Here is a 26,992-nt window from a genome sequence, read left to right on the forward strand (position 1 = left end):
ATGGATGATACTAATAGGAAACAAATTCCCCGACCTTATATGCTTGAGAATTTTGAGCAAACCGAAAGACTAGAAAAGTACCTGCATCTGGCACATAAACGTATATTTCCTAAAGGAGCAATCGTTCAAGCTCAGGGTACAAATGCTAATTCTATTCTTTATGTCAAGTCCGGATGCCTGGGTGTAAGCATTGGCTCAGATGAAGGCTATACCAAATTTCTTTTTCATATTGATGAAAAAACGATCGGGGCAACAATCAATACAAATGAAGACAATAGCGAAGTTCAGGTTTATGCAATCAGAAAAAGTACGGTTTATTTTTTCACGCTTGAAGATATTCTGGAAATATTTAATGAGGATAAACAACTATTTCTAGAAGTTATTCAAAATATTCTTGACAAGTCTTATTGCCTTATGGCTAAAACAAGGGATTTAAGTTATTGCCGGCCGTCAAGCAGAATATTACGGTTTATCTATAATCTCTGTGTCTCTAAAGGGAAACTTGTGGACAATTATTACATTATCAACACCAAACTAACGCAAAAAACGATCGGAGACATTACTGGAACTCATTATGTTTCAGTGAGTAAACTGTTTAAAATGCTAGAAGAGCAGAGAATACTCAAAAAAACAAAAGATAGAATTTACATTTACAATCTTTCAAAATTAGCTTCTATGATTGATGAAGTTTTAAAGTACTGACTTTGGATTGTTAATGACAAAAAAATACAAACCAGGGCCCACTCAAAATTATACCTTGAGTGGGCTTCTTGTTATGTGTATCGTAACACAGAAAATTCTAACATTATGCTTTATATTATTAAGCGGATGACGTATGAAGTTGAAGAAAGTATTTACAAGGAGGAAATATAGCGTGAAAAATACATGAAAAGTTCCCATTAATGATTGTGTTTATTAGGTTCGGGTCACAAAAAATTGGTAAAAAAGCAAAAATTGCAAAGAAAAGGAAAAGTAGAAAAGAAGGGAGATGTGGTAGATAGTATGGGTGGAATTATCGCATATATTTTGGGTCTTACTACGGTATTGCTTATTCAATTATACAAAAAATCTGTGGAAAAGAAGAACCGCAAGTTTGGCATCTGGAACTGGGTATTATCAATATTTGTTACACTCTACGTAGATTTCCTGGTGTATTGGCTCTACATGGGAGTATGGGAGAGGCAACCCAAAGCCGGAATAGTTGGATTATTCCTGATGGGTATTATTGGGGTCGTTATCGTTGCTGTTGCTCAATTATTGGTCAGCAAATCTTTTGGAAAAAAAACGATTGCCAAATTAATGAAAGGAGAAAAAGCATAAAATGTCTAAGAAACTTAGCAGAAGGTCCTTTCTGAAAAGTACTGCACTGACTGGAGCCCTGACCAGTATATTGACACTTACGCCCGGAGCAAGAGAGAAATTACTCGGAGACGGTGCTGCGAGTGCGCTGGAATACCCCAGAGTGGATAAACCGCCTTATGAGGTTGAAGGTGAAGTCGGGCGATTTGATAATAGAAATAACGCTCATTCCCGCGGGTATTGGGATGAAAGCCAGTCGTTTTATATGTTTGGGCCGCAAGGGATGACAGCGCTTCATGATACCGTAAAAAATATCGCTGTCGGTACACCAAAACCCGGGTTTGATCATCGCGATCTGTCATTATTTATGAGTTCGGCGCTGATGTTTAAAGTTGGTAGCTTTGCTGCTTCGCATCTGTGGGAGCCAGAACTGCCTCCGGGATTAACAAAACCATACACGACGACTCCGGAAGAAGCAGCCCAGACTGTGAAAATGGCCGCTAAGCATTTCGGCGCAAGCGTTGTGGGGACATGTAAGCTTAATAGAGATTGGCTTTATAGTCACCGGTATCACGCCGAGAATTGGAAGACGGATGCTAAACGTCTTTTTGAAAAAGTATTTGGTCTTCAAAACGGTCTGTTGGGGCCGGTGATGACACCAGAAGAAAGAAAGAAATTACAACTGCCGAATGTAGATGATGAATTGCCTCAAGAGATGAATAACGTTATCGTCTGTGGTATTGAAATGGACTACGAGGCCTACCAGCGTACCCTTTCCTGTGTTGAAGTAGCTGAAACGTATCGGGCGTACAGCTTTGATAAATTCTTGATTATGCACTTGGCCCTCTTTATTAATTATATGGGTTACCGTGCTTGGCCATTTGGTAGTTATGGACCAGGCTTGGGAATTCCGATGGCTGTCGATGCAGGGCTGGGGGAAATGGGACGGAATGGTCTGCTCATCAACCCAGACTTTGGACCTCGTCTGCGTATTTGTGGTGTTATCACCGACATGCCTATCCAGCCGGATAAACCTATAGATATGGGAGTGACCAAGTTCTGCGAGACCTGTGCGGTTTGCGCTGATAACTGTCCTTCCGGGTCTATTCCCAAGGATAATAATCGTACTGCCGAAGCCGTATATTCCACTACAAATTCTGGCGTTAAAAAGTGGCCGATCGATGCTTGTAAATGCAAAGCGTATTGGGATGATCACAACATAAGTGCTTGTGGTAACTGTGTTCATTATTGTCCGTACAATAAGCCCAAAACTGAAATGCATAAGTTAGCAGCGCATTTGGCACCGACGCTAGGGTCCACTCTTGTCAAGATGGAAAAAATGTTAGGCTATTCAGAACCCAAAGATGTGGCAAGCTGGTGGGCGCAGGATCCTAATAAATTCTTTCCAAGGAAGTAAGTAGAACTATAAACGATATGCCGGCTCTCAAGCGGGAGCCGGCATATCGTTATTAGGTTTCTTATTTACTTTATTTGTCAGCCTAGTTATTAGTCATACTTCTGGAGGAAGCAATAATGTTGAAACGCATAATGATAGTTGTTGCGGTTGCTATGCTGATCGGGATTTTAGCATATTCCAATATGGCAGCAGAGAAGGATGAACTTCTCTACATGAAACAAATTTTGCCGCAAACAAGCTTTAAAGAAATAAGTAACAACCCTCCAACTTTTAAAGCTGATCAAAGTAACGGTAAGGACCATTATTATGTCGTATTTGGAGAGGCCAATGGTTATGGCGGGCCAATGAAGATAGCTACAGTAATCGATCCGCTGGGGGAGATCCAACAAGTTGTGGTTGTGGAGAGTAGAGAGACGTCCAGTTTTTTGAACAAAGTCTTAAAGGCAAAATTTCTGGATCAGTTCAAGAACATAAAAGCAAATAACCCGATTGAACTGGGTGCTGACATTGATTACGTCACCGGGGCTACAGTAAGTTCCAGGGCTATCGCCAATGCTGTACGACAGGGAAGTCATGAAGTGGCAGTCAATCAACTTGGTCTAAGTATATCGGAAAAGCCGGAATCCTGGAAGTTTGGGTTAGCGGAAGCAAGCGCGATCATTCTATTTCTAGCCGTATTGATCCTAAGCTTGGTGTGGAAAAAGTCCAAAGTACGGTATATTACTTTACTTGCTGCAGTCGTTATCTTTGGGTTCTGGCTTAAAATCCAGATTTCCTTATCCTCTATCTCGGCATTATTGATGGGGTATTGGCCTTCTATACACAGTAATATGATTTGGTATGTAATCGTACTAGGCGGTTTAGGGATCGCTCTTTTTTCAGGACGTAACCTATACTGTTACTGGCTGTGTCCTTTCGGGGGAGTACAAGAATTAACAAGTATGGTAAGAGGTCACAGCAAGTGCCGAAGGGTATCTAATCAGCTCCTGAGATTATTACCTAAGATACTGTTGTGGTCTGGCTTACTTTTAACTTTCCTGTACCGGAACCCGGCTATTGGCAGTTATGAACCATTTGGCACGTTGTTCGGGCTTACAGGGACTTTTCTTAATTGGCTATTATTGCTTGTGATTATGACGGGGTCCATCTTTATCTATCGGTTCTGGTGCGATTGCTTCTGTCCAGTAGGTGCTTTTCTGGATATTTGCGCTAAAATAAGGCGTAAACTCGGAAAACTCGCGACACTTACCGGACAAAGTTACCCAGCACCAAATGCCGATAGAATAAAAACGAGTAGGTGTAATTAAATCAACGCGAGGGAGATAATGAAAAATAAATTCAATATCGGTGATATCCTAAACCATGCCTTATGTGTTGTTACACTTGTAATAATCAGTTTGATCTTTTGGCAGAACTCCGGCTTGAATAATACTCACTGTTCTTTGTCTTCCGTCTTTACTTAACATCATGGTCTTCAATGTTCCTTTTTCGACACACTGGATGTAGTTTATTTCTTCACCGGTATTTATGACTCTTTGTCCTTTGCTTACAGTAAAACGTTGACCATTCGTCTTCATAAAATCAAATAGTTTTTCAGATGAAGGCTCCCATGGGAAATGTGAATAGTCAAACACTGCAATCACCTCCACACACAGATTCCCCTATACCTTATCATATCATTTCTGTTTCTGAAGATATGTGAATCAAGACACACTCTGTCTTTTGATTACCAGAAAAGCAAAACAAAAGAATCGCAGAAAATAAGGATAATTAAAGCATCTCCAAATAATTAAAAATTATTTGTTATGCCAATAATAATCCACAATGAAATTGGGCAGAAAACTGTTGAGATAAATAATATATAAATAATTTTGAAAATTTAAAATATATAAATTATACCCTTAGTAAGCGCTAAGATTTATTAAATTTTATCTATGATATATTAACTTGTATAGACAGCAAACTTTATTATCATAGACTAAAAAAATAGCTGTAAAAAATTTAAGGAGGATGGTTTGAAGTGGTGGATTTGAAAGCCCTGATTCAAGCGATGTCCGATTTGGATGAAGGCGTGTTAAACAAGGCTATTGATGAAGTACTCAGCAAAGACGACAACGCGGCAGAAGTCCAAGAAATTGTTAAAGCCTGTCAGCAAGGTATGACGCTCGTAGGTGAGCGTTATGATTCGGGTGAGTACTTTATCGGGGACTTGGTCTTCGCCGGGGAAGTGTTGCAAAACGTCATGGACAAGCTCAAACCGGCTTTAAGCGCAGAATCTTCAGCAAAAGGCGGAAAAATTGTCCTGGCTACCGTTTTCGGAGACCTTCATGATATCGGCAAAAATATTTTCAGATCCATGGTAGAAGCCGCAGGTTTTGAGGTCATCGACATGGGGATCAATGTTCCGGTCAGTCAGATCGTGGACAAGGTTAAAGAGGTTAACCCAGATATTGTCGGATTAAGCGGCGTACTCACCTTGGCGCTGGATAGTATGAAAGAAACGGTTGACGGTCTTGCTGAAGCAGGTCTTAGAAGCTCAGTCAAGGTGATTATCGGCGGCGTACCGGTTAATGAGGTCGTATGTAAAAGCATAGGTGCGGATGCCTTTTCGACAAACGCTGCTGAAGGCGTCAAAATATGCCAAAGATGGGTGGGTTGATCGATGAGTGATATGATGAGTCTATATCAAGAACGTTTAGATCGGGTGTTCAAAGCCTTTAATCTGGAACAGCCGGACCGTGTCCCTGTGCTTGGGACTTATGGATCTTGGTGCGCCGAGTTTGCAGGGTATACCGATGCAGAAACCAATTGGGATACGGACAAAGGCGGCAAAGCTATGATGAAAGTAGCCAGCGAAATCCCGCTGGACATGGTTCATAACTACTTTGGCAGACCTGGCGGCGTTTATCAGGCGTTGGGGAGTAAAGCATTTCATTATTTAAGTGACAGTACGGTCGCACAGTATTCGGATGAGTCTGCCCAAATCATGACAGCTGATGAATATCCGGAGTTTGCCAAAGATCCGTTTAGATTTATGGTAGAAAAAATCTTGCCGCGTAAATACGCTGAACTGGCCAAACCTTCACCGGTTAAGGATTTAGCTTTTGCTAAAGGCGCTATGAAATTCGGCATGTTTGGGGCACAATCCGGAGGTATTGCGGGTGCGCTTGCCGCGCAATGCGGGATGCCCAAACTTCTTGATGGCGTTATTATTCACCCAATGGATTGGATTGCGGATTTCTTCCGGGGCATTAAAAACGCCTTCATGGATATCCGCCGTTGTCCCGAGGAATTCTTAGTAGCGATAGAGGCATTTACGCCGTTGATCATCAGGTTCGGTATGGGTCAGGCACTCATGGTTCCGCCGACACAGTACCCCAAAGTTATTTTGATCCCTATTCATTTGCCTACAATGTTAAAAGTTGCTGATTTTGATAAATTCTTCTGGCCGGCTTTCAAAACGATCATGGAGTTTTTTGCTTCCCAGAATATCAATGTCGTACCAATTTATGAAGGCGATTGGTCTCGTTATTACGATCACCTCCAAGAGCTGCCTGCCAAGAAATCCATGGGTTGGTTTGAATACGGGGATCCTAAAGAAATTAAAGATAAACTCGGAGATACCATGTGTATTTCGGGACTTTACCCGGCAACCTTACTGCAATTTGGCACCAAGGAAGAATGTATCGCCAAGGCCAAAGAATTAGTAGACATTCTGGCCCCTGGCGGCGGATATGTATTTGGTACGGATAAGGAACTGATTACAGGTAAAGCGGAAAACATCATCGCCGTAAACAAGTTTGTCATGGAGTATGGTGTTTATAAATAGGAGGTGCTTCACAGTGGAAGAACAATTGTTGATCTCTTGGAGTGATATCGTAAAAGAGCATCCGGAGCTCGCAGATAAAGATCCTGCAATGGCTATGAGCTGGGATATTGGACAGGAAATGATTTTTGCTTATGTAACTTTCCTGGCGCTCTTTTAAAACAAAGACGATAAAGAAAGCATGGGTGCAAGCGTATAACTGTGCTGTGATGGTATAACCTTAACCATGAATAATGAAAAAATACCAAAAGATAATTTCACAAATTGCAGATTACTTACACAGCCTAAAGCCAGGAGAAAATCCTGGCTTTTTCATGGATTCGTGTTTTACATTCGTGTCAACTGGCGCTAGAAAGAAGGTCTATATCAGAGCATCAACTTCTGCTGGGGTGAAAATGAGCTGTTTATCCTTGACCTCAGCTGTCCCAGCGAGACGATAGCCTTTAGGTCCACCGTTCATTGTTGCTGCAACAACCCATGTATTTTTATTAGCTGCTAAATTCTGCTGTGTTACTTCCATTTTGTAAATCCCGAAAACTACTGTATCGCCTACAACTTCGCCTTTGCCCGCAATGATTGGGTGAGGAATGCCATCTGTACTCAGCGTGACAAGGGAGAGGAAGGCCGAACCCTCAATGACTGCTTTGACCCCTTCATTAATAACCATCTCGTCATCTCCTTAATATTTTTTGATAGTCTTTACTTTAGTTTTACTACCTAGTACAATATTACTACCTAGATTTTATTTTTCAAGTACGCAGAAAATGATGAGTAGGTAAGGAAAAACTGACTATGAAAAACGATCAAAACAACAGCGCATGTAAAAATAACTGCCCATGTATGGAGGATTGTCCATTAGGGAGTGCATTAAGGCTAATAGGCGGAAAATGGAAAGTGCCTATTTTATGCGCGCTTAATCAAGACGGGGTAACAAGGTATAATGAACTGAAACGCAAGATTAGAGGCATAACAAATACGATGTTGGCAAGCTCATTGAAGGAATTGGAAGAAGATGGTCTCATCTACCGTAAACAATATATGGAGATGCCATTGAGGGTTGAATATGCATTGACGGACCTTTGCAGTGACCTGATGCCGATTCTAAAACAACTTGCACATTGGGGGATTCAGGTTCAGGAGTCCGAATAATATTGAGCAGATACAAAGAAATGTATCTGCTCAAATGAATGTTTAGCAACGGAATTTTGTAAACAAACCAATTTTTATGGTGCTATTAGGCACTTTTTTCTTCCGAGCGGGTTCCTTTGATAAAGAACGACAGAAGTACTCCAACTATGCTGATGCAAGTCACCACCATAAAGGCCACGTTGACGCCGTGGATAGCCCCCTCCATGCCATACGTTTCAGGATTTAACGCGCTGTTCGTCATCACCGAGACAAGAACCGCCGTTCCAATGGCACTTGCCACTTGCCGCAGGGTATTATTCATTGCGGTCCCGTGCGGGATTAATTCTGCCGGTAACTGGTTTAGTGCCGCAGTGGTAAGGGGCATCATCACCATAGCAAAGCCAATCATCGTGACTGAATTGACGACTGCCAGATAAGTAAATGATGTCTCCAAATGAAGATGTGTAAGCATAAAAGCACTGACAGCATTGTTCTTTTTTTCGAGGAGACAGAAGCTTACTTGGAAGAAAAACGGAAAGAGCCGCCGAGCAAGCGATTGAAGGGGGTACTCAGGCTATTTATCCAATTCAAAGAAAACAAAGCAAAATTACTTAAAGGTGTTGGGGACATTGCGCCAAAACGAAAATCTATAGACGGGAGTCCGCTGTATAACCAATTACACCAAATATTTGTCGATCTTTTTGAAGAGATAAATGAAAAAGAATTCCCGGTAACTAACAGTATATTTAGAGCTGACATGTTGCTCACAACTTTCGCAAGTGATTTTTACTTGTTCCAGAGAGAAGTACGCGGTTATTCGGCCGATATGCTTTTGGAACAGGTCTATATCATATTCGTTTCAGGTAATTCGGCCCACTTGAAGAAGTAAAAAAACGAGTTGAATTTGCCCTGGGGAATTAAAGGAAATATATTTTATAGGAGCATTAGTCAAAAAATAGTCTGATGCTCCTTTGTTTGCGTTAGATTTTTCTGAATATTCAAAAAAGTATTCGTTTAACATACACAAAAAGTTGGCTGCTATAAACTGAATACGAGCGCTCATGTTTATAATAAGGATCCAGATTTTAAGTAAAGGAGGAAAGGCAAAGACTAAGTCTAAAAAAACCAGACTTCATAGCGCAAATGTTTAGCATCTAAGGGACTTTTAACATTATCTTTTTTAATTTTCACAAATTGGAATGGAGTGAACAGGATGGAAAATAGCCCGTTAGAAAATGGCCAGGGAAATGGCTCCGTAGTAGACAAGATTAAATCTGTTCAAATCAGCAGACGTTCTTTATTTAAATTTGCCGGGCTTGCTGGGGGTGTAGCGGCACTCGGGGGAATTGCTGCCAGTAGCTTTGGTGATGCAAAGTCCATTGATACGATGATGGGATGGGAATCAGAACAAGGGGAAGTATATTTTAATCGTGAGCCGTTTAGAGTAGATAAGCCTGGTTATGAGATTAAAGGACCGGTCAATCGTGTGGATCAAGACGTAGATTCACCAACCTTTCGTCGTCTGTACTATCAAGAAGATGCTTTATTAAGCAAAAAAGGCGAAGAAAATTTAATGCCCAGATTGAAGGAATATTACGCAAAGCATCCTGATAAACTGGAAGGCGACAGAGCGTGGTTCACCAAACTTCTTCCAAACCTCGCTGAAGAAGAGAAAAAAATGAATAAGGATATGTGGGGAATTGCAACTGCATGGAACAAGGCTTGGACCAGCATGCTTGCTCCCTTAGTAGGGGACCCAAAAGAGTGGGACTTTAAGGGTGTAATCAAAGAACCATTAAAAGTTAAGGATCCAAAAGAAACAAGCAAACTCATTAAAAAAATGGCAGGCCTCTTTGGTGGGACTTTAGTGGGTATTACGAAAGTCAATCCGAGGTGGATCTTAGGCTGGGGTGGTGGCGTGGACCCCAGGATGCTTCCAATTTTAGCTGCGGTAGGAATTGATCCAATAACGCCAAGGGGGGTAAGAGGCGGTCCCATAGACATCCCCGATTGGTGGCAATATGCAATTGTCATTGCTGTACCCCATGAACCTAATTTAATAGAAGCAACACCGCTTTTTTACAGTCCATTTGAGGCATATACGCGGTCAGGCCTTGCTGCTGCAAGACTTACGGGCTTTATCAAAGCTTTGGGGTATCCTGCCAGATATAACGGAAACCCAATTATAGGGTGGGATGAACTTTTACCCACGCCGTTAGCAATTGATGCAGGATTGGGTGAGATGGGAAGGCCTGGCATATTGGTTACACCCGAATTTGGACCCTCGGTAAAATTGGCTGTTGTACTGACAAATCTTCCTATGGAGCCGGATCGGCCAATCAACATGGGCTTAAAGGATTTCTGCGACAAGTGTGGTATTTGCGCGGAAAAATGTCCTGGTGGCTCTATTCCAAGCGGACAACCCGAACTGCAGGACGATGGCGTGGTACGTTGGATGTCAGACAGAGAAAAATGTCAGAACTATTATGCTTCTGTTCCCATCAGACATATGTGCGGTGTTTGTTATTCTGTGTGTCCGTGGCGCAGATTTGACAATGCGTTGCATAAGTATAGCCGTGAATTGGCTGTAAGAGATCGAACCGGAATAGCACATCAAATCATGTTATGGGGGCAAAAGAGCTTTTATCCAAGTCCGTCAAAAGACGATTATAATGCTCCGACGTGGGCGACTTATAAAGACGTGCCTTGGTGGATGAGAACGGATATGTTCTTTGACGGGATACCGGAAGGCATCTTTAAGAAATAGGAGGGAATAGCGGATGAGCCTTTATTCGTTCATTGCAGGAATGGGAACAGCGGTGGCTGTGTATTGGTTGTATTCATGGTCGAAGCAACGTGGTCAAAGCTTAAATTGGTGGAAATGGTTAGTCGTTTGTGCGTGGGTTTTATTACTCTTTTTAACGGATATATTTATTTTCACTAGTCTCGGTGAAAATGAGTCTCGTGCTGCTTTAATGGGCGGAGTCTTTTTGACTGCAATCACTGTAATTTCAGGAGTCGGGATCTGGCGTTGGTTTTTTACTGTACCGAAAGCAAAAATAGCTGATAATGCATCTAAAATGTAATTACTTTTGTTCTCAGTTTTAAGGTAAGGCTGAATGGTTTGCTGCCCAGAGAGAAAACAAAAAAATAATCGCTGGGCAGTCAAACCGTTTGTCGTAAAAGCGTGGTTGGCAGTTTGAGGAAATCTGAGGGACACTCTTGTAGCCGGATCCAACAAGACTTGGAACTACATGCACTATGTTTCAATTGAGGCGGGAAGTGCTGAGAAAGGCACGTAGTGCGGATATAATAAACGATGGTATACCGGGAGATGTGTAATTTTGTCTAAAGTTCATTTAAAAAGACTGTTCTTATTTATGTTTTTTGGATCTTTAATAATCGCATTATTGTTTAGTTTTAAGGGCAGACAGATGGATGTCCAGCAATTCTTACCCTCAATGCTGAGCAATACTCAGGAGTTTAAAGCGATTGAGACTCACCCACTGACCTATGCAGGCTATAAGAATATCAACGGTCAGGATACGCTGCAGGGGTACGTGGTTTTTGGTCAAGGGAACGGCTATGGCGGTCCCGTATCTGTTTTAACGGCTACAGACCCCAACGGTAACATTTTAAAAGTTCGGGTTGTAGGGTATGCTACGGAAACACCATCCTATATTCATTCAGTTTTGAGTGGGGATTTTCTAAAACAATTTACAGGTAAATCTGTAGATGAACCGTTAGAAATTGGTCAGGATATCGACAAAGTGACCAGCGCTACGCTTTCATCAAGAGGAATTACCAATGCAGTCCGTCAGGCTAGTCATGGGTTGGGTAAAAACCAACTTGCTTTGAATATTTCTGAGCCTTCCGAGAATATTAATTTGGGGATCAAAGAAATAGGCTTGGCTTTATTAATATTTGCAACGATTATAGGAGTGCGTTTTAAGATTCCTAAGCTGCGATGGCTGGTTCTTATATGCAGTATATTTTTTACTGGTTTCTGGTTTAACTGTTCAATTTCACTTGCGAACATTGCCAGCGGATTAATGGGATTCTTCACGGCTTTTAAACAAAATCTTTTTTGGTATATTTTAATCGTCGGGATTCCAGTAATTATTTTCTTAAGCGGGAAGAACCTATACTGTTATTGGTTATGTCCTTTTGGAGGGATTCAGGAAATACTGGCAAAAATCGGAGGCGGAAAACTAAAATGTAATCATCATGTAGCAACATGGCTGCAAAAAATAAAATACATGTTAGTTTGGATCGTACTGATTTTAAGCTTTTGCTTTAAATCACCGAGTATAGGAGGCAGTTATGAGCCTTTTGGAGTCCTGTTCGGATTTCAGGGGGTGAGTGTGCAATGGATACTGCTCAGTATTATCCTGGTTGTATCGCTGTTTATTAGAAGATTTTGGTGTTTATATTTTTGTCCGGTCGGGGTGATCAATGAAATCATCATTAAAGCAAGACGATTTGTAAATTCCCTTTTCCAAAAGAAACAGGAACAAGGTATTCTAACGAATAAAGGAAGGTCACTATGAGGCACCTTGGCTCTAAGGAAATATTTTTCTGTACTTTGACAGCGATCATCTTATTTTTAGTTATAATCTTAGTATTTAGCAACATAAAACAACTTTTATAACCATTCACCAGCGTTAATTAAATTGACGCTCGTCGTTAGATGTCCATTATCTGCATACTATATCCACGAAGAAAAATAATATATAATCAAGGTAAGGGTAGTTCTGTCTGCCCATATCTCTAATTATCAGGAGATTTAGGCAGGACAAGGAAACAACATAATTACATTTTCACATATTAATTAGTCTAAGTATAAGGCTAAGTACAAGGGAGTGTAATCATGAGTGATAATGATCTACCATGGCTGAAACACACAAAATTATTCCGGTCGCCAATAGATGGTTGGAAGAAAGTTTTTGCGGATAGAGAAAGATTGTTATATCCCAAAGGAAGCATTATTATTAAACAAGGCATTACGATTGAGAAGCTATTATATATTTTTACAGGGACGGTTGAATATTCGAAAGTTGACGAAGAAGGCAATGAGGTTCTCATTGATGTCTTGGGTGCAAATAATTTATTTATGATTGCGCCATTGTTTACCGGTATTCCCCCTCTCGGTTCATTTACGGCTGTTGAAGACACAGTAGCCGCTGCAATTTCAATTCAGGAAATGAAAAGTTTGATGAAGTCTGATTTTACGCTTACTGAAGAGCTGCTCTACGACCTTTCAATGAAAAGTAATAACCATATAAGCCGGCTGCAGAAACATTACACTTACAAGGTAGACCATAGAATTATCGAAACTTTATGTGCACTTGCAGATCAACAAGGGATGCAACTGTTTATCAATCAACAAGATTTGGCTGAACTTGCAGATACAACAAGAGTAACGGTGTCAAAATTATTTCGCGACTTAAAATCTGAGAACATTATACGGCCAATATATGGAGGGATCATTATACAGGATTATAGCCGTCTAAAAAACTGGCAGAAACATATTTAAAGATCTGTAATTAAGACCAGCTAGTATTTTCTCCTGGCGTCATACGGATATAATATTGGGGATTCAATGAATTTATTATTGATTTGATGAAGAAAAGATATTTTAGGAGGTTATTAAATGCCAACTTATGACTTTATTTGCGAAAAGTGTGGTCACAAGTTTTCTGTTTTTTGTAGTGTTAGTTCAAGAGACAAACAAATATGTCCGCAGTGCGCTGATGATAAAATAACTCAGCGGTTTACAACGGTTAATGCCTATGGAGTTAAAGGTGGTAAAACCTGTTCATCTGGGAAATGTAGTCCTGGCTGCAAATGTTAAAATCTCACCATCTTTTCTCTTGACTTTTCTTCAATTTCATTTAGAATAAGACGTAATAATCATACATTCTTTTTTGGTGTCTCTTATCGAGAAGAATAGGGAATCAGGTGCAATTCCTGGACGGACCCGCCGCTGTAAATAGCTGTGATGACTGTACGATGCCACTGAGAAATCGGGAAGGCACAGAAATCGGTTAAAGCTATGAGTCAGAAGACCTGCCAATGAAGATATCAACATGAAGCAATGGTAAAGTTTCAGTTTGAGAGTTAGTATCTCTCAAAACTGGAACTTTTTTATTTTGTATGCATGTCGTTTACATAGTTTAGATTTTTATATGGAGGCCTTCATCCGATGGAACCTGCGGTACAGCTTAAAATAGAATCTCTTGTATTTCCGCCTGAGACAAACAAAGTGTTAAAAGATATCGACTTAACCATCAATCAAGGAGATTTCATCGCCATTACTGGGGAAGCCGCATCGGGAAAATCGATGTTACTCCATAGTATCACCGGAGCGGCATCTCAATTTTTTAACGGACAGCTAAACGGTACCGTTAGGGTCATGGGGCAAGACATTCATGCGATCCCCTTAGCAAAAATGTGTGATTATATCGGCTATATGATGCAGGAACCGCAAAATCAAATGGTCAGTATCACGGTAGAGGAAGAAGTGGCTTTCGGGATTGCCAATATGGAACTTCCTTGGGATGAAATGAAGAACAGAGTCAAAAAAACTTTACAATTCGTTGGCCTGGAGGGTTTTGAACAAAGAAAGACGGATGGACTGTCCGGCGGCCAAGCCCAAAGAGTAGTATTGGCAAGTATTCTCGCGATGGAAACGCCCATTCTTGTTTTAGATCAGCCCACCGCAGAATTAGACGGAAAAGGAAAACGGGAACTTTATTCCTATATCAGCTATTTAAATAAAGAAAAGGGAATTACCGTGATTATGGTGATGGACCGGGCCTGCGATATTCTTCCCTATACCAACCGTATTCTTATCATGGCTGAAGGAACAATCAGAGAAGAATGCAGCCCTGGTGACTATCAGAAACGCTTCAATCAAACAAGACCAACCCCAAATATGACGGCGGCAAATGAAAAGTTAAATGAGAAATTGAATGAAAAATCGAATCAAAAATCGAATGAAAAATTGATGGAAGTAAAGGATCTGGCCTTTACCTATAAAGGTGGTTTCAAAGGCTGTGAAAATATGAATTTAGATATTAATTGCGGTGATTTTATTGGGGTGATTGGGCTCAATGGTTCAGGGAAAACGACGTTGTTGAAATTAATGGAAGGTTTGCTTATCCCGGATACGGGTGCGATTCGAATCTTTGGCAAACCCCTGACCAAGAGGAACTTAGCAACGATACGCAGTCAAATAGGTTTCCTGTTTCAAAACCCCGATCTTCAAATCTTTGCGAACACAGTAAAAGATGAGGCGGCATTTGTTTTAAGAACAAGAAAACTGCCGGAAGAGGAAATTGCAGAGAAAGTAAATGGGATTTTAGACAAAGTCGGGCTATTGGCATTCGCCGATGTCCACCCGCACAGGCTTAGCCGCTGCCAGCGTCAGAAGCTGGCAATTGCCTCTGTTTTGGTAGGAGGCCCCGAGATTATCATGGCGGATGAACCTACCTCAGGTTTAGATGAAGAACAGAGCGCCCTGATCATGGAGCTGCTCTCTGCATTTCAGCAACAAGGTAAAACGGTTATTCTCGTTACCCATGACCTGGGTTTGGCCAAACAATATGCCAACCGTATTGTGGCAATGCACATGCACCGTCTGGCATTGGATATTCCGGCCCAAGAGATTGGTTCTTTTGAAGAGGTCCTTAAAGACATAGGGTTAGATTTCCAGAAGGAAGGCGTTGCTTATGGCTTTCATTGAAAAAATTGATCCGCGTACGAAGTTGGTATGGTGTTTAACACTCATTCTTACAGCTTTGCTTTCACAAAATCTGAGCCTGGAAATCGGAATTATTGCCTTGGTAATCATTGCGGATTGTATTTTTACCAACCATTTAAAAAAATATAAAATACTGTTGCCAGTAATGCTTTTAGTAGCCTCGCAGATTCTTGTCATACAGTTATTGTTCTGCCGGGAGGGGGACCTTCTCTGGAAGTGGGGTATTCTGTCTGTTTATACAGGCTCAATTCCGGCCGCTGCTTTGGGTATTTCCCGGACGGCTGCTGTGACCTTGGCCGCTGTTCAGTTTATGACCTGGACTTCTGCCACAGATGCGGCTTTAATGCTTATAGCATGGGGTGTCCCTTATCGTTATGCCATGTTGGTCGTTATGACAAAACGTTTTTTTCCTCTGATGCAAAAGGAATATCTGGCAATTTCAGAGAGTCAATCGGTTCGGGGTTATCCCTCGGAAGGAATTAAAAATAGAATAAAAAATCTTCCGCTAACCTTTATGCCATTGCTCTATCGCACAGTCCGGCATACTTCAGATATCGCTCTTGCAATGGAGTTAAAAGGTTATGGCCGAAGCAAGCAGCGGACGTTTGGCAAACAATTGCATTTAAAAAGCTGGGAAATGATCAGTATGATGGTTTGTACCCTATTCTTTATCACCGTTAATTTTATTTAAAATTAAAAAATATAATTTTAGGAGGACATTATGAAAAACAAATTTTTAAGAACCGACACCAAAGCGCTCGTAGGGTCCATTCTCTTAGGGATTGTCTTTGTCATAGCCTGTCAGGCGACAGGGTTTATTGACAACCTTCTTCCCACAGGCAAAGCAGGCATGTACTTAATTAACGGTACGGTCTGGGCTTCCTTTACAGCCCTCATTGTTCTGCTTTATAAACAGCCTGCAGGGATCATTGCCGGGGAAGTTGAAGCTATCATTTCCATTTGGTACAGTCCGCTGTGGATTGCTTTTATCTTTGCGAATGCTATCGGGTCACTTGCCGTATCCTTCGTGGCGGCCAAATATTCTATGGAAAAATGGGGGCACCACATTTTCGCTCAATTCCTTTGTAATGTTTTGGGGAATGCTGTTGTTTGTATCGGATTAATTTATATTTACCAGTTACCTGTTAAGGTTGCCGTTGTTGAAGCCTTGATTACCATTGCAGTCTGCTGGCCTCTTTCCACAGTCATCACAAAATTGGTGTATGACAGCATTAAAAAATCAGGTTTAGCCCAGTAAAGAATCATTTGCGGGAGACAATGCAGTAAGAAAAGAGGTTAGGATATGAGCCAAGACTTAAGAGATTTTTTGAAGCAGCTGGAACAGGATGGTGAAGTGAAGCATGTCACGGAAGAAGTCAAAAGAGCGTATGAAATCAGCACTCTCATTATGGAACTGGAAAAAGAGCACCGTTATCCCGTCATGGTTTTCGATCAAGTAGAAAACAGTGCGTTTCCTGTGGTGACCAGTATCTTAAGCACCAGAGAACGGTTTGGCAAAGGCCTGGGTGTCGAAGCGTCTAAAGTTTCTGAGACCTATGCCCAGCGTATCAAAAAACGGATTGAAGAGGTCAAAGTTATTGAGAACCCTCCTTTTGCTGAGCATTGTATCACCGGTGATGAGATTGATCTCTATAAGCTTCCGATTCCGACCCACTTTCCGATTGACGCCGGACCCTATGTGACCTCCGGACTGTGTGTTGCCAAAGACCCTGTAAGCGGTGTGGAAACCTTAGGTTTCCACCGCATGCAGTTAAAAAACAAGAATACCTTAGGGATTTCACTCCATTCCCGTCAAAGGCTCTGGGAATATTTCCGAAGAAGCGAAGAAAGAGGACAGAGCCTGGAAGCCGCAATCGTGATTGGTGTTCATCCCAATATTGCCTTGGGATCGATGGCCCTCGTCCCCTATGACCAGGGAAAATATGGTGCGATTGCCGGACTTTTCGGTGAACCATTAGAGGTTGCACCTTGCGCAACGGTCAATTTGCAGGTTCCGGCCTACGCGGAAATTGTCCTGGAAGGTGAAATATTGGCTGACGTACGGGAACAGGAAGGTCCTTTCGCTGAATTTACCAATTACGCCTGCTATCGCAGTACGGAAAATGTCTTTAAAGTCAAAGCCATCCGCTACCGGCAAAACGCTTTTTATCATGATTTAACGCCTGGGATGAGCAGTGAGCATATCACGGTTGTGGCCATTCAGAGAGAAGGCGATGTTTTAAACGCTTTACATCAGACCTTGCCGAATATTAAAGCAGTTCATGCACCTTTTTCCGCCTGCGGACTTTTTCATTGCTATATTTCTATGAAAAAAATTGCCGAAGGTCAGCCAATGCAAGCGATTTACGCCGCTTTGGCGGTCGACCACAATATTAAAATGGTCATTGTGGTGGATGAAGATGTTGACGTCTTTAACGAAGAGGAAGTCCTATGGGCACTTGCCACTCGGTTACAAGCGGATAAAGGCGTTTCCATTTTGCCGCAGCACCTGGGAATGGGTGTGACCCTTGACCCCTCGACGGATGAACTGAGCCGTACTTCTAAAATGGGGATTGATGCCACAAAACCGTTAAGCGGCTTTGCTCCTAAAATCGAGATGAACGATGACGTCAAAAAAGCAGTGCAGCGGCTTCTTAAATATGCCAGATAAGGGATGCGTATTTTAAATATACCGGTTAAAGGATGAGCATATGATTAAAATTGCCATTGATACAGGAGGTACATTTACCGACTACACTGCGGTAGGGATGTTTCAAAACAGTGAACCCAAAACGGTCTTTGTCAAAAATCTCACGGATCATAACCATCTTGCCCAGGGGATGATCGCTGGCTTAAAAAAATTAGCAGATGCCTGGCATACGGATTTAGAGACACTCCTCTCAGAAACGGAACAAATCATTCACGGCACCACCTTAGCTTTAAACGCCCTTTTAGAAAAAAAAGGCGCGGTTACTGCACTTTTTACCACGGAGGGGTTCCGTGATGCGCTGGAGATACGCCGTTCTCAGCTTGAAAATCAATGGGATCTGCGAGCGGAAACGCCGGATGTACTGGTTCCGCGCAGACTGCGCTTGGGTATTGCGCAGCGTATGGACTACAAAGGGGACATCCTTAAAGTGCTGGATGAACAAGCTGTCCGAAATGCTTGTCTGAAATGCAAGGCATACGGCGTACAGAGCATTGCGGTTTGTTACCTTTTTTCTTTTCTAAATCCGGAACATGAAAAAAGAACAGCAGAAATTATTCGAGAAGAACTACCCGGCGTTTTCGTGGCGCTCTCTTCGGACGTAGCGCCAAAAATCAGAGAGTATGAAAGAACTTCCACGACGGTTCTCAATGCTTATCTGACGCCGGTTCTTCAAGATTATCTCCGCACCGTCAAAAAAGAACTGGCCCAATATGGCTGGGGCAAACCGATTCACATGATGATGAACAGCGGTGGCTTAAGCGATACGGATGCGATGTCCAGTTTCGCTGTCAGAACCCTTTTTTCTGGACCTGCCGGCGGTGCCTGCGGCAATGAAGCCATCGGGAAAATGACAGAAAAGCCCTATACGGTGTTGGCAGATATGGGGGGGACCAGTTTTGATGTGCATGTGGCAGACAGTAAAAATCAGCTGATCCCCCAATCGAAGATTGCTGGCTATCCGTTATCGATCCCGACCATTGACATCACTTCCATTGGAGCCGGCGGGGGTAGCATTGCCCGTCTGGACGAAAGCGGAAGATTGTTGGTGGGACCGGACTCCGCCGGATCAGTTCCAGGCCCTGCCTGTTACGGTTTAGGCGGGACCGAGCCTACGGTTACGGATGCTTTGGTTGTTTTGGGACTGATCGATGAAGATAGTTTCCTCGGTGGTCAAATGGGCCTTAATAAGAAGCTGGCTGAAAAAGTGATTCACGACAAAGTTGCTGCGCCGCTGGATATCTCTGCGACAGAAGGGGCCAATATCATTTACCGGATTGCTACTGAGATGATGGCTGATGCGGTGCGTCTTGTCACAATCCAAAAAGGCAATGACCCCAGAAAATTCTCCTTGATCGGCGCGGGAGGAGCTTTTCCGTTGTTTGCAGCCAACATGATGGATGCGCTGCATATGAAAGAAGTCTTATTTCCGGTCACCGGTCCTGTCTTTTGTGCATGGGGTATGTTAGGGGCAACCCGTCGTTGTGATTTCACGCGAAGTTTCTTTATGGAAAAGGGACAATGGGACCCATCGAAGATTAACGTGGTTATTTCCGACATGAAAAAAGAAGGAAAAGCGGAGCTCGGGCGTTTGGGAGTACCGGAAAATGAGCAGAATTTCCGACTTACCCTGGAAATGCGTTACATCGGACAGCACCATGAAATAGCAATACCCTGGCAGGGAACGTTTACCTCAGAGAGCCGGGATGCTTTAGAAATCGCCTTCAATCGTACCCACGAAAGCATCTATGAATATGTTGAAACAGACAAGGAATGGGAAATCATGAATATCCATCTGGCTTGTGTGGAACGGGAGAAGGAGAACACACGTTTTCCGTTCCCTGAGAATGACATTCTCTTAGCGAATAGGACAGTGGCAGGGAACCCCTTCGGACAAACGGGCGAAATCTCCGTCCCTGTCTACCACGCCGGTGATTTAACCGGCAATGGTACAAAAAGTATCAACGGCCCGGCTCTGATTAATTTTGACTACACCACGGTTTTGATTCCCGCTGGCTTTGCAGGCAAACCGGTTAAGAACGGTGTTTTATCGATAACAAAAGAAGGTACAGAAGCATGACAAGGACAACGACGGAAGATATGATTAACCGCACCGTTATCGCCAATCGTCTCGATAGTATCACCAAAGAAATGGGACTCGCCTTGGAGCATTCCGCCCATTCCCCGATCTTCGCCGAAGCCTGTGACTTTGCTTGTTGTATTTGTGATCGAGACGGTCAATTGGTCTCTCAGTTAAGCGGTATTCCGATTTTGGCGACAGCAGGCTCCTTCAGCGTCAAATCTGTTTTGCGGAAATATCCGAATAGCATCACAAACGGTGATGTTTTTATCATCAATGATCCCTATGACGGTGGAAATCACCTGCCTGATATCGGAATCATTACCCCTGTCTTTTTTGAGGACAATTTAATGTTTTTCTGTGTCAGCCGCGCCCATCACGGGGATATCGGAGGTTCCACCGCGGGCAGCTATAATCCCAAGGCAACCGAAATATTTCAGGAAGGAATTCGAATCCCCCCGACAAAACTAATGCGCAACAACGAATTCATGGGTGAAATTTTAGATCTGATTTTAATCAATACCCGTAATCCCAACATGCTCAAAAGCGACCTCTTAGCCCAGATCGGCGCCAACAAAGTTGCTGCGAAGCGCATTCTGGAGATGGTGGAAGCTTATACGCCCGCTGTCGTGAACAAAGCCATTGCCGAAACCCTGGAACAAACCGAAATGCTCACGAAGAAGCGGATAAGAGAGATTCCTGACGGTATTTACCGGGCGACCGAATACATTGATGATGACGGTTTTCAAGAAGAACCTGTTAAAATTGAGATTGCAGTGAAAGTAGAAGGCGAACGTCTTTTGGTTGATTTCGCAGGGACAGACCCGCAGGTCAAAGGCTTTATCAATACTTCAGTGGTCACAGCGACGACTGCTTCGGGTATTGCGGTACTTTGGTTTTTAGGCGACGATATTCCCAGAAATGATGGTGCCTTCCGCTGCATCGATGTCCATTTGCCCAAAGGATCTTTAGTAAATCCATATGAACCGGCACCCATGACGCTTTGCACCTTAACCCCGGCCAGTGAAATAATCGGCGCCATTTTTCAGGCATTGAATCAAGCAGTCCCCGGAAGGGTTCCTGCGGGATATACGCGCTATGCAGGCCCTTCTTATTATGGTACCGATCCGAGGAATAACCGCTATTACGTTGGGTTTTCGTTTTGCTCGACCGGAAGCGGCGGCGCCATGCAAGGAAGAGACGGAAAATCCTATATGTCGCCCATGTCTAATTTCGGTGGTGTCAAAACGCCGGATATTGAATCCAACGAAATTCAATATCCGCACATCACCCTTTATCATGAAATGGAAACGGATACGGCCGGTGCCGGAGAATATCGCGGCGGAGCAGGGATGAAATATGCGTTTGAGCTATACGATGAAGGCAGCCATATCGTAAATTTTGGGGATGGGATGAAATTTGCACCTTACGGTTTAAATGGCGGAAACCAAGGGAGTTTAAATAAAGGGGTTTTTATTCATCAGGGGGAACCGGTCGTTATGGCAAGTAAAGAAGCGCCAAGATGTGTTGCCAAAGGTGACCAGGTCATGCTGAGTTCCTGCGGCGGCGGCGGATGGGGCAAACCGCTGGACCGCCCGGTAGAAAAGGTATATGCGGATGTTTTGGATGAGATCATCTCCATCAAAACGGCTAAAGAAATTTATGGTGTTGTCATCACGAAAACAGGCATCGACTATGATCAAACGAACCAATTCAGAAACAGTAAAAATGGGAATAAAAGAGTGTAAGAAAAAATAAGGCGACAAAAACAAGGATAAGGATAAGGTAAGGACTGATAAGTAATGAAAATTCTTGTTGCAATGACCGGTGCCACCGGGGTGATCTACGGCGTACGTCTATTGGAAGTCCTCAAAGAGACAGAGCATCATGTTTCCCTGATCATGAGCGGGTGGGCCAAAGAAACGCTCTCGCTGGAAACGGATTATGCTGTTGGCTACGTCCAATCTTTAGCAGACAAAGTATACGACCATAACGACTTAGCTGCCGCTGTTGCCAGCGGTTCTTACGGGATCGAGGCGACCATTGTCGCACCTTGCAGTATGAAGACTCTGTCCGGGATTGCGAATGGCTACAGCGATAATCTGATTGTCCGCGCTTCCGACGTGGCCTTGAAAGAGCGGCGTCCTCTCTTATTGATGGTCAGAGAAACACCGCTTTCGTCCATTCATCTAAAAAATATGACGACCGTAACAGAAGCGGGCGGCATACTCATCCCGCCCGTACCGGCTTTTTACCACCGGCCCAAAACCATTGACGATATTGTAAATCAAAGTGTCGGCAAGGTGTTGGATTTGTTGAGAGTTCCTCATAATCTCTATGAAAGATGGAGAAGTGACCAATGAAAATAACCATCGGACAAGACAAGCTTGCCCTGTCCTACGAGATATCCATCATAGGACACGACATTCTAATTACCGTTACCGGAGGGAAACAACATATCGGCAGTGCAGCGGTCGGAAACTGCGGCACGGTTACAAAGTATGCCGTAGAAGGCCACCGTGATGACGTCCTGGCCGGAACTCTGGCACAGGATGTTTCCAAGCTTTTTAACTGCATTTGCTTGGTAGCTGCAGGATTTCATCAAGACAATATGACCAAAGAAGAAATTGAGATTGTGTTGCTAAATCATCAGCAGGGAATCCAAAAAGTGATTACGTATTTGAAAGAGAACTATGCAAAGAGAACCGATGGCAAAATAATTAAAGGATGATACCGGCATGAACAAAATTGATTATCAAAACAATGACTATGACTTTTTATTGAAGGTCAAAGCGGAACAGCAAACAGCAGCGATTCTTCAGAAGGCGATGGCATGTGATATTTTTACCGCGATTGAAGAAGGTAAATCTTTCGGTGATCTGACCAATTGCCTTCATCTCGATGCGAAAGGAACGTTTCTTTTCCTCGACGTTTTAGACAAAATGGGTCTAATCATTAGGAAAGAAGGCTATCTGTGCAATGCCCCCGTCAGCGCAAAATATCTTACGGCAACAAGTCCTTTTTTTAGCCTGGACGCTTTAAAAAGCGGTAAAATCAGCGGCATCTTTATCGCGGAAAAACTTTTGCCCATGTTAGCATCTTTTAGGGGGAATGTCCTCTTTGAGGGATTTTCTGCTGATATTTTTTCTCCGTTAATTCAAAAGTTTATGTTGGAGCAATGTAAAGAAATTTCTTTTGATGATCAATCGCCTTATGAGCTGATTATCACAGGCGAAAATTACGAAAAACACGCGGAAAGCATTATCCATAACGGAATTATTGGTGTCATGGGGGCGTTTTCCGGGGAATACTCTTTAAACACTGCGATGAACTTATATCATAATTACCTTAATGAGAATGACCTTCAACAAAAAGACAGCTCTATGTTTTCGGTAAACATCCTTTCAGAGAAAGATGTGGCTGCATTTTTTACGAAAAAGCAGATGCATCAGACACCTTTATTACCCCTCACCCGTGATATTTCGGTGATTTTTGCATCCAAGAATAAGCACAAATTAGAGGAGCTGGCCATAACAAAAGAAGCGCAAATCTACGCAAGATTAAAAAGACTGCCCATTCAGTCCATCACGATGATCAATCCTCAGGATGTTGTTACGGCCCACTGGGCAAAAGATCATTGCCGTTACGGATGCTCCAGCTATGGGGAAAAGTGCTGTCCGCCAAATAGCCCTTCCTATGAGGAAACGAGGGTGAAATTAGACGGCTATACCAAAGCTTTTCTGATTGAAGGCCAGCCGCCGACAAGTGATTTTCAAAAACTAATGCTGAATGCAGAGAAATTAGCTTTTAAACATGGATTCTACAAAGCATTCTCTTTTTGGGCAGGACCATGCCATATTTGCAGCGAGTGCAAACCGCCAGCATCGCCCAAGAAGTGTACAGTGACCCGTCCCTCTATGGAAAGCGCCGGTATTGATGTTTTTGCCACTGTTTCTAAGCAAGGCTTTACAATGCGAACCTTAAAAGATAAACAGGAATTCGTTAAATACTTTGGACTGTTACTTCTGGAATAAATGATAGGTTTCTTTAGCTGGATTGAATTGTTATCTCCAAACAGAATGTATTTGTGATTTTGAGAAATAATAATGGAAATCACAAACCTGAATATGGAGAATACAATAATGAAGAAAAAACATAAGGGATTATCTGTTTGGCAGCTTACAATGATGGCTTTGGGAACAGTAATCGGAGGCTCCTTTTTTTTGGGCTCATCGGTAGCGATTAATGCTGCAGGACCTTCAATTATCGTTTCCTTTATTCTTGGCGGAGTCATCGTTTATTTTATCCTTTTTGCATTGTCGGAAATGACGGTTGCAAATCCTGATGTCGGCTCCTTTCGTACTTTTGCAGCCCAAACCTTTGGGAAAGGAACCGGTTTTGTAGTTGGTTGGGTATATTGGGCTGGGATGGTTTTGGCTATGTCCAGTGAGGCTACTGCTGTATCGATCCTGATGCGCGAATGGGTTCCCAATATATCCATAGCCGGATTGGGAAGCTTAATTATTGTAAGCGTCACGCTGCTAAATTTATTGGGAGCTGATAAATTAAGTAAGCTCGAGAGTGGTCTGGCTGCCGTTAAGCTATTAGCCCTGGCTTCGTTTATTATCATCGCCTTACTTTTAATCATGGGATTATTTTCGACTGTTTCCCAAATTGGTGTCGGAGAATTAGTCAGGGAACCTTTGATGCCGGCGGGAATAAAAGGGATAGCAGGGAGTATGCTTATCGTCATATTTTCCTATGCGGGTTTTGAAATCATCGGACTGGCTGCTTCGGAAGCTGACAATCCAACAAAAACGATTCCCAAAGCAATTTCCCATACAGTATTAATTCTAGTAGGATTTTATATTGTCTCTATTGCTGTGCTGCTTCCGTTAATCCCGACCTCCAGTCTGAGTGAAAAATTCAGTCCCATGGTAGCTGCGCTTGATAGATGGGGAATCAGCTGGGCGGGCAACGCCATTAACTTTGTACTCATAACAGCGATACTTTCCACCATGTTGGCAGCGATGTTTGGTCTGGGCAGAATGATGCGTTCTCTTGCCGAAGAAGGCCAGGCACCCAGGTGGTTAAAGGACCGGAGAAACGTCCCGTATCGGGGAATACTGATTTCTGGTTTAGCCATGCTTGCGGGATTGGGCATTGGTCTTATGCTCCCAAGTGTGTACTTATTTTTGATAAGCTCTGGTGGGTTTGCTTTGTTATTTACGTATGCGGTAATTATGGCGACTCACTTACGCTTTCGAAAAAAATATGGGTGTCCGCCATCAGGGAAGTGTCAGATGCCTTTATACCCTTATTCTAGCTGGATTGTTTTTCTGAGTCTGATCATGATTATCATCAGTATGCCATTTATCTCCGGGCAGGGAACAGGACTTATTGCCGGGATAATCATGATTGCTGTGTTTTATGTCCTCTATATGTTTCTAACTAGGATCAATAAACTACAAACAAATAACGCTAATAGAGCCAATAATAAACGATTAAACAATAATACCTGTAAAACGAAACTGTCCGTCGAATTCTCCAGAGATTTAATAGAAAAAGTGGATTTTCAGGCAGACAGAAAGCAAGAATGCCAGCCAAGAAAGGACGAATTACCTTAAACAATGAGCATTCCAAAACTGCTACAGCGCTAGCGAATAGTGAAGAGATTTCCATGGAAAGCATTTTAGCCTCTGCCTAAGCTTGTCACACTATAATTTAGCCTCCCATACTATATAGCAAAATATGGTTAACTAATTGGTAAGCGCCGATTAGGGGAGGTTAAGAGCTTAAGATGAATAAATATCTTAGTCAAAAAGCAATTGATTATCTTCTTTCGCTAAACAATGTGGTGGGAATCGGCTACGGACTAAAAGAGGTCAAAGGAAAACTGACTGATCAAAAGGCGATTGTCGTAATGGTAAGTCGGAAAGTAACGCAAACGGAGTTAATCAGACGACATGTTGTTCTAAAATCTATTGAAGGATTTGTTACCGATGTTATCGAGGTCGGGAAGGTCTCTGCTCATAGAATTCAGGAAGAAGGGCCAATTAGGGAAGCTGAAGATAATGTATCCCGCAAATCCAGCTGGCGGCCCGCGCCAGGAGGGGTAAGCATCGGCCACTATAAGATTACAGCCGGAACTCTTGGAGTTGTGGTTTATGATAATTTTACAGGCAAAAAACTGATTTTATCCAACAATCATGTCTTGGCCAATTCAACGAATGGTAAAGACAAACGAGCTAAAAAAGGCGATCCAATCCTTCAGCCTGGACCACTGGATGGCGGGACCAAGAGAAATGATAAAATTGCTAAACTTTACAGGTATGTTCCATTAAAAGACAACGGTTTCAATGTTGTTGATGCTGCTGTAGCGAAACCACTTAGACAAGGCCTCGTAGTTCCGGAAATTCTTGGCATTGGTACTGTCCAGGGTAAAACGCTGCCGCAATTAGGAATGCTGGTGAAAAAATCCGGACGTACGACGGGTTTGACCAGTGGTATCGTTCAAGTAATAGACGCCATTATTGATGTGGATTATGACGGACGGATTCTTAAATTTAAGAATCAAATTATGGTTACTGCCTTTGATCAAGGCGGCGATAGCGGTTCATTGGTCCTCAATGAGTTTAACTGGGCCGTCGGTTTATTATTTGCCGGGTCGGATACTTTCACTTTTGTAAATCCTATTGATCCAGTCTTAGATTTATTGGGTGTACACTTGTAAGCCAGTCTTAGATTTATTGGGTGTACACTTGTAAGCC

At 42.7% G+C, this 26,992-nt stretch carries 28 protein-coding genes and 1 riboswitch; of the genes, 25 read left to right on the plus strand and 3 right to left on the minus strand.

What is annotated here, in order from left to right; genetic code table 11:
- The 4 genes from AB3489_RS05135 (at nt 1) to AB3489_RS05150 (ending at nt 4,023) form a co-directional block, all read left to right on the plus strand.
- Nucleotides 1–702, plus strand: coding sequence for a Crp/Fnr family transcriptional regulator (locus AB3489_RS05135; protein WP_368294191.1), 702 nt, complete (start codon nt 1–3; stop codon nt 700–702).
- A 234-nt stretch (nt 703–936) separates the two neighbouring features.
- Complete coding sequence (locus AB3489_RS05140) at nt 937–1,320, plus strand: dehalogenase (protein ID WP_368294193.1); 384 nt, start codon at nt 937–939, stop codon at nt 1,318–1,320.
- 1 nt (nt 1,321) lies between these two features.
- Nucleotides 1,322–2,716, plus strand: a complete 1,395-nt coding sequence (locus tag AB3489_RS05145; RefSeq protein ID WP_368294194.1) for a reductive dehalogenase — start codon at nt 1,322–1,324, stop codon at nt 2,714–2,716.
- Between the two features lie 116 nt (nt 2,717–2,832).
- The gene (locus AB3489_RS05150) at nt 2,833–4,023 is read left to right on the plus strand and encodes a 4Fe-4S binding protein (protein ID WP_368294195.1); all 1,191 of its coding nucleotides are present in this window, start codon (nt 2,833–2,835) and stop codon (nt 4,021–4,023) included.
- A gap of 60 nt (nt 4,024–4,083) precedes the next feature.
- On the opposite strand, the gene AB3489_RS05155 is transcribed toward AB3489_RS05150, so the two are convergent.
- Nucleotides 4,084–4,365 (minus strand): hypothetical protein, encoded by a 282-nt coding sequence (locus AB3489_RS05155; protein WP_368294196.1) that lies wholly within the window; start codon nt 4,363–4,365, stop codon nt 4,084–4,086.
- Between the two features lie 371 nt (nt 4,366–4,736).
- Between AB3489_RS05155 and AB3489_RS05160 the strand changes: the two genes are divergently transcribed.
- From AB3489_RS05160 to AB3489_RS05170, 3 genes are read left to right on the plus strand one after another with little or no spacing between them, the layout of a single operon-like run.
- On the plus strand, nt 4,737–5,375 hold the full coding sequence (locus AB3489_RS05160) for a B12-binding domain-containing protein (RefSeq protein WP_368294198.1): 639 nt from the start codon (nt 4,737–4,739) through the stop codon (nt 5,373–5,375).
- A 3-nt stretch (nt 5,376–5,378) separates the two neighbouring features.
- Entirely contained in the window at nt 5,379–6,545 is a 1,167-nt protein-coding gene (locus AB3489_RS05165) for a uroporphyrinogen decarboxylase family protein (protein WP_368294199.1), read from the plus strand.
- 13 nt (nt 6,546–6,558) lie between these two features.
- The gene (locus AB3489_RS05170) at nt 6,559–6,702 is read left to right on the plus strand and encodes a hypothetical protein (protein ID WP_020492679.1); all 144 of its coding nucleotides are present in this window, start codon (nt 6,559–6,561) and stop codon (nt 6,700–6,702) included.
- A 201-nt stretch (nt 6,703–6,903) separates the two neighbouring features.
- Here the strand turns inward: AB3489_RS05170 and AB3489_RS05175 are convergent, their stop codons facing one another.
- A complete protein-coding gene (locus AB3489_RS05175; protein WP_368294200.1) occupies nt 6,904–7,209 on the minus strand; it encodes a pyridoxamine 5'-phosphate oxidase family protein in 306 nt (101 codons plus the stop codon).
- Between the two features lie 125 nt (nt 7,210–7,334).
- On the opposite strand from AB3489_RS05175, the gene AB3489_RS05180 reads away from it, so the two are divergent.
- Nucleotides 7,335–7,691, plus strand: coding sequence for a winged helix-turn-helix transcriptional regulator (locus tag AB3489_RS05180; protein ID WP_368294201.1), 357 nt, complete (start codon nt 7,335–7,337; stop codon nt 7,689–7,691).
- Nucleotides 7,692–7,776: 85 nt separating this feature from the next.
- Here AB3489_RS05180 and AB3489_RS05185 read toward each other — a convergent pair whose 3' ends face one another.
- Complete coding sequence (locus AB3489_RS05185) at nt 7,777–8,142, minus strand: hypothetical protein (protein WP_368294202.1); 366 nt, start codon at nt 8,140–8,142, stop codon at nt 7,777–7,779.
- Between the two features lie 48 nt (nt 8,143–8,190).
- On the opposite strand from AB3489_RS05185, the gene AB3489_RS05190 reads away from it, so the two are divergent.
- The 17 genes from AB3489_RS05190 (at nt 8,191) to AB3489_RS05270 (ending at nt 26,955) form a co-directional block, all read left to right on the plus strand.
- A complete protein-coding gene (locus AB3489_RS05190; RefSeq protein WP_368294203.1) occupies nt 8,191–8,559 on the plus strand; it encodes a hypothetical protein in 369 nt (122 codons plus the stop codon).
- A 324-nt stretch (nt 8,560–8,883) separates the two neighbouring features.
- The gene (locus AB3489_RS05195; protein WP_368294204.1) at nt 8,884–10,437 is read left to right on the plus strand and encodes a reductive dehalogenase domain-containing protein; all 1,554 of its coding nucleotides are present in this window, start codon (nt 8,884–8,886) and stop codon (nt 10,435–10,437) included.
- A 13-nt stretch (nt 10,438–10,450) separates the two neighbouring features.
- Nucleotides 10,451–10,756, plus strand: a complete 306-nt coding sequence (locus AB3489_RS05200; RefSeq protein ID WP_034378102.1) for a hypothetical protein — start codon at nt 10,451–10,453, stop codon at nt 10,754–10,756.
- A 375-nt stretch (nt 10,757–11,131) separates the two neighbouring features.
- Entirely contained in the window at nt 11,132–12,220 is a 1,089-nt protein-coding gene (locus AB3489_RS05205; protein WP_368294205.1) for a 4Fe-4S binding protein, read from the plus strand.
- A 320-nt stretch (nt 12,221–12,540) separates the two neighbouring features.
- A complete protein-coding gene (locus AB3489_RS05210) occupies nt 12,541–13,206 on the plus strand; it encodes a Crp/Fnr family transcriptional regulator (protein WP_119774485.1) in 666 nt (221 codons plus the stop codon).
- A 117-nt stretch (nt 13,207–13,323) separates the two neighbouring features.
- Nucleotides 13,324–13,524 (plus strand): zinc ribbon domain-containing protein, encoded by a 201-nt coding sequence (locus AB3489_RS05215; RefSeq protein WP_119774484.1) that lies wholly within the window; start codon nt 13,324–13,326, stop codon nt 13,522–13,524.
- A gap of 57 nt (nt 13,525–13,581) precedes the next feature.
- A riboswitch (cobalamin riboswitch) is annotated at nt 13,582–13,762 on the plus strand.
- A 113-nt stretch (nt 13,763–13,875) separates the two neighbouring features.
- A complete protein-coding gene (locus AB3489_RS05220) occupies nt 13,876–15,417 on the plus strand; it encodes an ABC transporter ATP-binding protein (RefSeq protein ID WP_368294206.1) in 1,542 nt (513 codons plus the stop codon).
- On the plus strand, nt 15,404–16,126 hold the full coding sequence (locus AB3489_RS05225; RefSeq protein ID WP_368294207.1) for an energy-coupling factor transporter transmembrane protein EcfT: 723 nt from the start codon (nt 15,404–15,406) through the stop codon (nt 16,124–16,126). The genes AB3489_RS05220 and AB3489_RS05225 overlap by 14 nt, the downstream gene beginning before the upstream one ends.
- A 30-nt stretch (nt 16,127–16,156) precedes the next feature.
- Nucleotides 16,157–16,693 carry a hypothetical protein gene (locus AB3489_RS05230; protein ID WP_368294208.1) on the plus strand — a complete coding sequence of 179 codons (537 nt, stop codon included), beginning with the start codon at nt 16,157–16,159 and terminating at the stop codon, nt 16,691–16,693.
- A gap of 45 nt (nt 16,694–16,738) precedes the next feature.
- A complete protein-coding gene (locus tag AB3489_RS05235) occupies nt 16,739–18,106 on the plus strand; it encodes a UbiD family decarboxylase (RefSeq protein ID WP_368294209.1) in 1,368 nt (455 codons plus the stop codon).
- 40 nt (nt 18,107–18,146) lie between these two features.
- Nucleotides 18,147–20,222: a hydantoinase/oxoprolinase family protein gene (locus AB3489_RS05240; RefSeq protein WP_368294210.1), complete on the plus strand. Its 2,076-nt coding sequence runs from the start codon at nt 18,147–18,149 to the stop codon at nt 20,220–20,222.
- Nucleotides 20,219–21,970 (plus strand): hydantoinase B/oxoprolinase family protein, encoded by a 1,752-nt coding sequence (locus AB3489_RS05245; protein WP_368294211.1) that lies wholly within the window; start codon nt 20,219–20,221, stop codon nt 21,968–21,970. Before AB3489_RS05240 ends, AB3489_RS05245 begins: the two co-directional genes overlap by 4 nt.
- Nucleotides 21,971–22,024: 54 nt before the next feature.
- Nucleotides 22,025–22,585, plus strand: a complete 561-nt coding sequence (locus AB3489_RS05250; RefSeq protein ID WP_368294213.1) for a UbiX family flavin prenyltransferase — start codon at nt 22,025–22,027, stop codon at nt 22,583–22,585.
- The gene (locus AB3489_RS05255; RefSeq protein WP_368294214.1) at nt 22,582–22,953 is read left to right on the plus strand and encodes a hypothetical protein; all 372 of its coding nucleotides are present in this window, start codon (nt 22,582–22,584) and stop codon (nt 22,951–22,953) included. Before AB3489_RS05250 ends, AB3489_RS05255 begins: the two co-directional genes overlap by 4 nt.
- 7 nt (nt 22,954–22,960) lie before the next feature.
- The gene (locus tag AB3489_RS05260; RefSeq protein WP_368294215.1) at nt 22,961–24,256 is read left to right on the plus strand and encodes a DUF2284 domain-containing protein; all 1,296 of its coding nucleotides are present in this window, start codon (nt 22,961–22,963) and stop codon (nt 24,254–24,256) included.
- 108 nt (nt 24,257–24,364) lie between these two features.
- Nucleotides 24,365–25,849: an amino acid permease gene (locus AB3489_RS05265; protein WP_368294216.1), complete on the plus strand. Its 1,485-nt coding sequence runs from the start codon at nt 24,365–24,367 to the stop codon at nt 25,847–25,849.
- A gap of 173 nt (nt 25,850–26,022) precedes the next feature.
- Nucleotides 26,023–26,955: a hypothetical protein gene (locus AB3489_RS05270; protein ID WP_368294217.1), complete on the plus strand. Its 933-nt coding sequence runs from the start codon at nt 26,023–26,025 to the stop codon at nt 26,953–26,955.
- Nucleotides 26,956–26,992: the final 37 nt, after the last annotated feature.

Origin of the sequence: Dehalobacter sp. TBBPA1 (assembly GCF_040931655.1) — a bacterium.
Taxonomy (GTDB): domain Bacteria; phylum Bacillota; class Desulfitobacteriia; order Desulfitobacteriales; family Syntrophobotulaceae; genus Dehalobacter; species Dehalobacter restrictus.

Bases quoted from the DNA above. Each gene is read 5' to 3' on its own strand.
- AB3489_RS05135 (WP_368294191.1), top strand. From the start codon at position 1: ATGGATGATACTAATAGGAAACAAATTCCCCGACCTTATATGCTTGAG.
- AB3489_RS05145 (WP_368294194.1), top strand. From the start codon at position 1,322: ATGTCTAAGAAACTTAGCAGAAGGTCCTTTCTGAAAAGTACTGCACTG.
- AB3489_RS05150 (WP_368294195.1), top strand. From the start codon at position 2,833: ATGTTGAAACGCATAATGATAGTTGTTGCGGTTGCTATGCTGATCGGG.
- AB3489_RS05165 (WP_368294199.1), top strand. From the start codon at position 5,379: ATGAGTGATATGATGAGTCTATATCAAGAACGTTTAGATCGGGTGTTC.
- AB3489_RS05175 (WP_368294200.1), bottom strand. From the start codon at position 7,209: ATGGTTATTAATGAAGGGGTCAAAGCAGTCATTGAGGGTTCGGCCTTC.
- AB3489_RS05180 (WP_368294201.1), top strand. From the start codon at position 7,335: ATGAAAAACGATCAAAACAACAGCGCATGTAAAAATAACTGCCCATGT.
- AB3489_RS05185 (WP_368294202.1), bottom strand. From the start codon at position 8,142: ATGCTTACACATCTTCATTTGGAGACATCATTTACTTATCTGGCAGTC.
- AB3489_RS05195 (WP_368294204.1), top strand. From the start codon at position 8,884: ATGGAAAATAGCCCGTTAGAAAATGGCCAGGGAAATGGCTCCGTAGTA.
- AB3489_RS05200 (WP_034378102.1), top strand. From the start codon at position 10,451: ATGAGCCTTTATTCGTTCATTGCAGGAATGGGAACAGCGGTGGCTGTG.
- AB3489_RS05205 (WP_368294205.1), top strand. From the start codon at position 11,132: ATGCTGAGCAATACTCAGGAGTTTAAAGCGATTGAGACTCACCCACTG.
- AB3489_RS05210 (WP_119774485.1), top strand. From the start codon at position 12,541: ATGAGTGATAATGATCTACCATGGCTGAAACACACAAAATTATTCCGG.
- AB3489_RS05215 (WP_119774484.1), top strand. From the start codon at position 13,324: ATGCCAACTTATGACTTTATTTGCGAAAAGTGTGGTCACAAGTTTTCT.
- AB3489_RS05220 (WP_368294206.1), top strand. From the start codon at position 13,876: ATGGAACCTGCGGTACAGCTTAAAATAGAATCTCTTGTATTTCCGCCT.
- AB3489_RS05225 (WP_368294207.1), top strand. From the start codon at position 15,404: ATGGCTTTCATTGAAAAAATTGATCCGCGTACGAAGTTGGTATGGTGT.
- AB3489_RS05230 (WP_368294208.1), top strand. From the start codon at position 16,157: ATGAAAAACAAATTTTTAAGAACCGACACCAAAGCGCTCGTAGGGTCC.
- AB3489_RS05235 (WP_368294209.1), top strand. From the start codon at position 16,739: ATGAGCCAAGACTTAAGAGATTTTTTGAAGCAGCTGGAACAGGATGGT.
- AB3489_RS05240 (WP_368294210.1), top strand. From the start codon at position 18,147: ATGATTAAAATTGCCATTGATACAGGAGGTACATTTACCGACTACACT.
- AB3489_RS05245 (WP_368294211.1), top strand. From the start codon at position 20,219: ATGACAAGGACAACGACGGAAGATATGATTAACCGCACCGTTATCGCC.
- AB3489_RS05250 (WP_368294213.1), top strand. From the start codon at position 22,025: ATGAAAATTCTTGTTGCAATGACCGGTGCCACCGGGGTGATCTACGGC.
- AB3489_RS05255 (WP_368294214.1), top strand. From the start codon at position 22,582: ATGAAAATAACCATCGGACAAGACAAGCTTGCCCTGTCCTACGAGATA.
- AB3489_RS05260 (WP_368294215.1), top strand. From the start codon at position 22,961: ATGAACAAAATTGATTATCAAAACAATGACTATGACTTTTTATTGAAG.
- AB3489_RS05265 (WP_368294216.1), top strand. From the start codon at position 24,365: ATGAAGAAAAAACATAAGGGATTATCTGTTTGGCAGCTTACAATGATG.
- AB3489_RS05270 (WP_368294217.1), top strand. From the start codon at position 26,023: ATGAATAAATATCTTAGTCAAAAAGCAATTGATTATCTTCTTTCGCTA.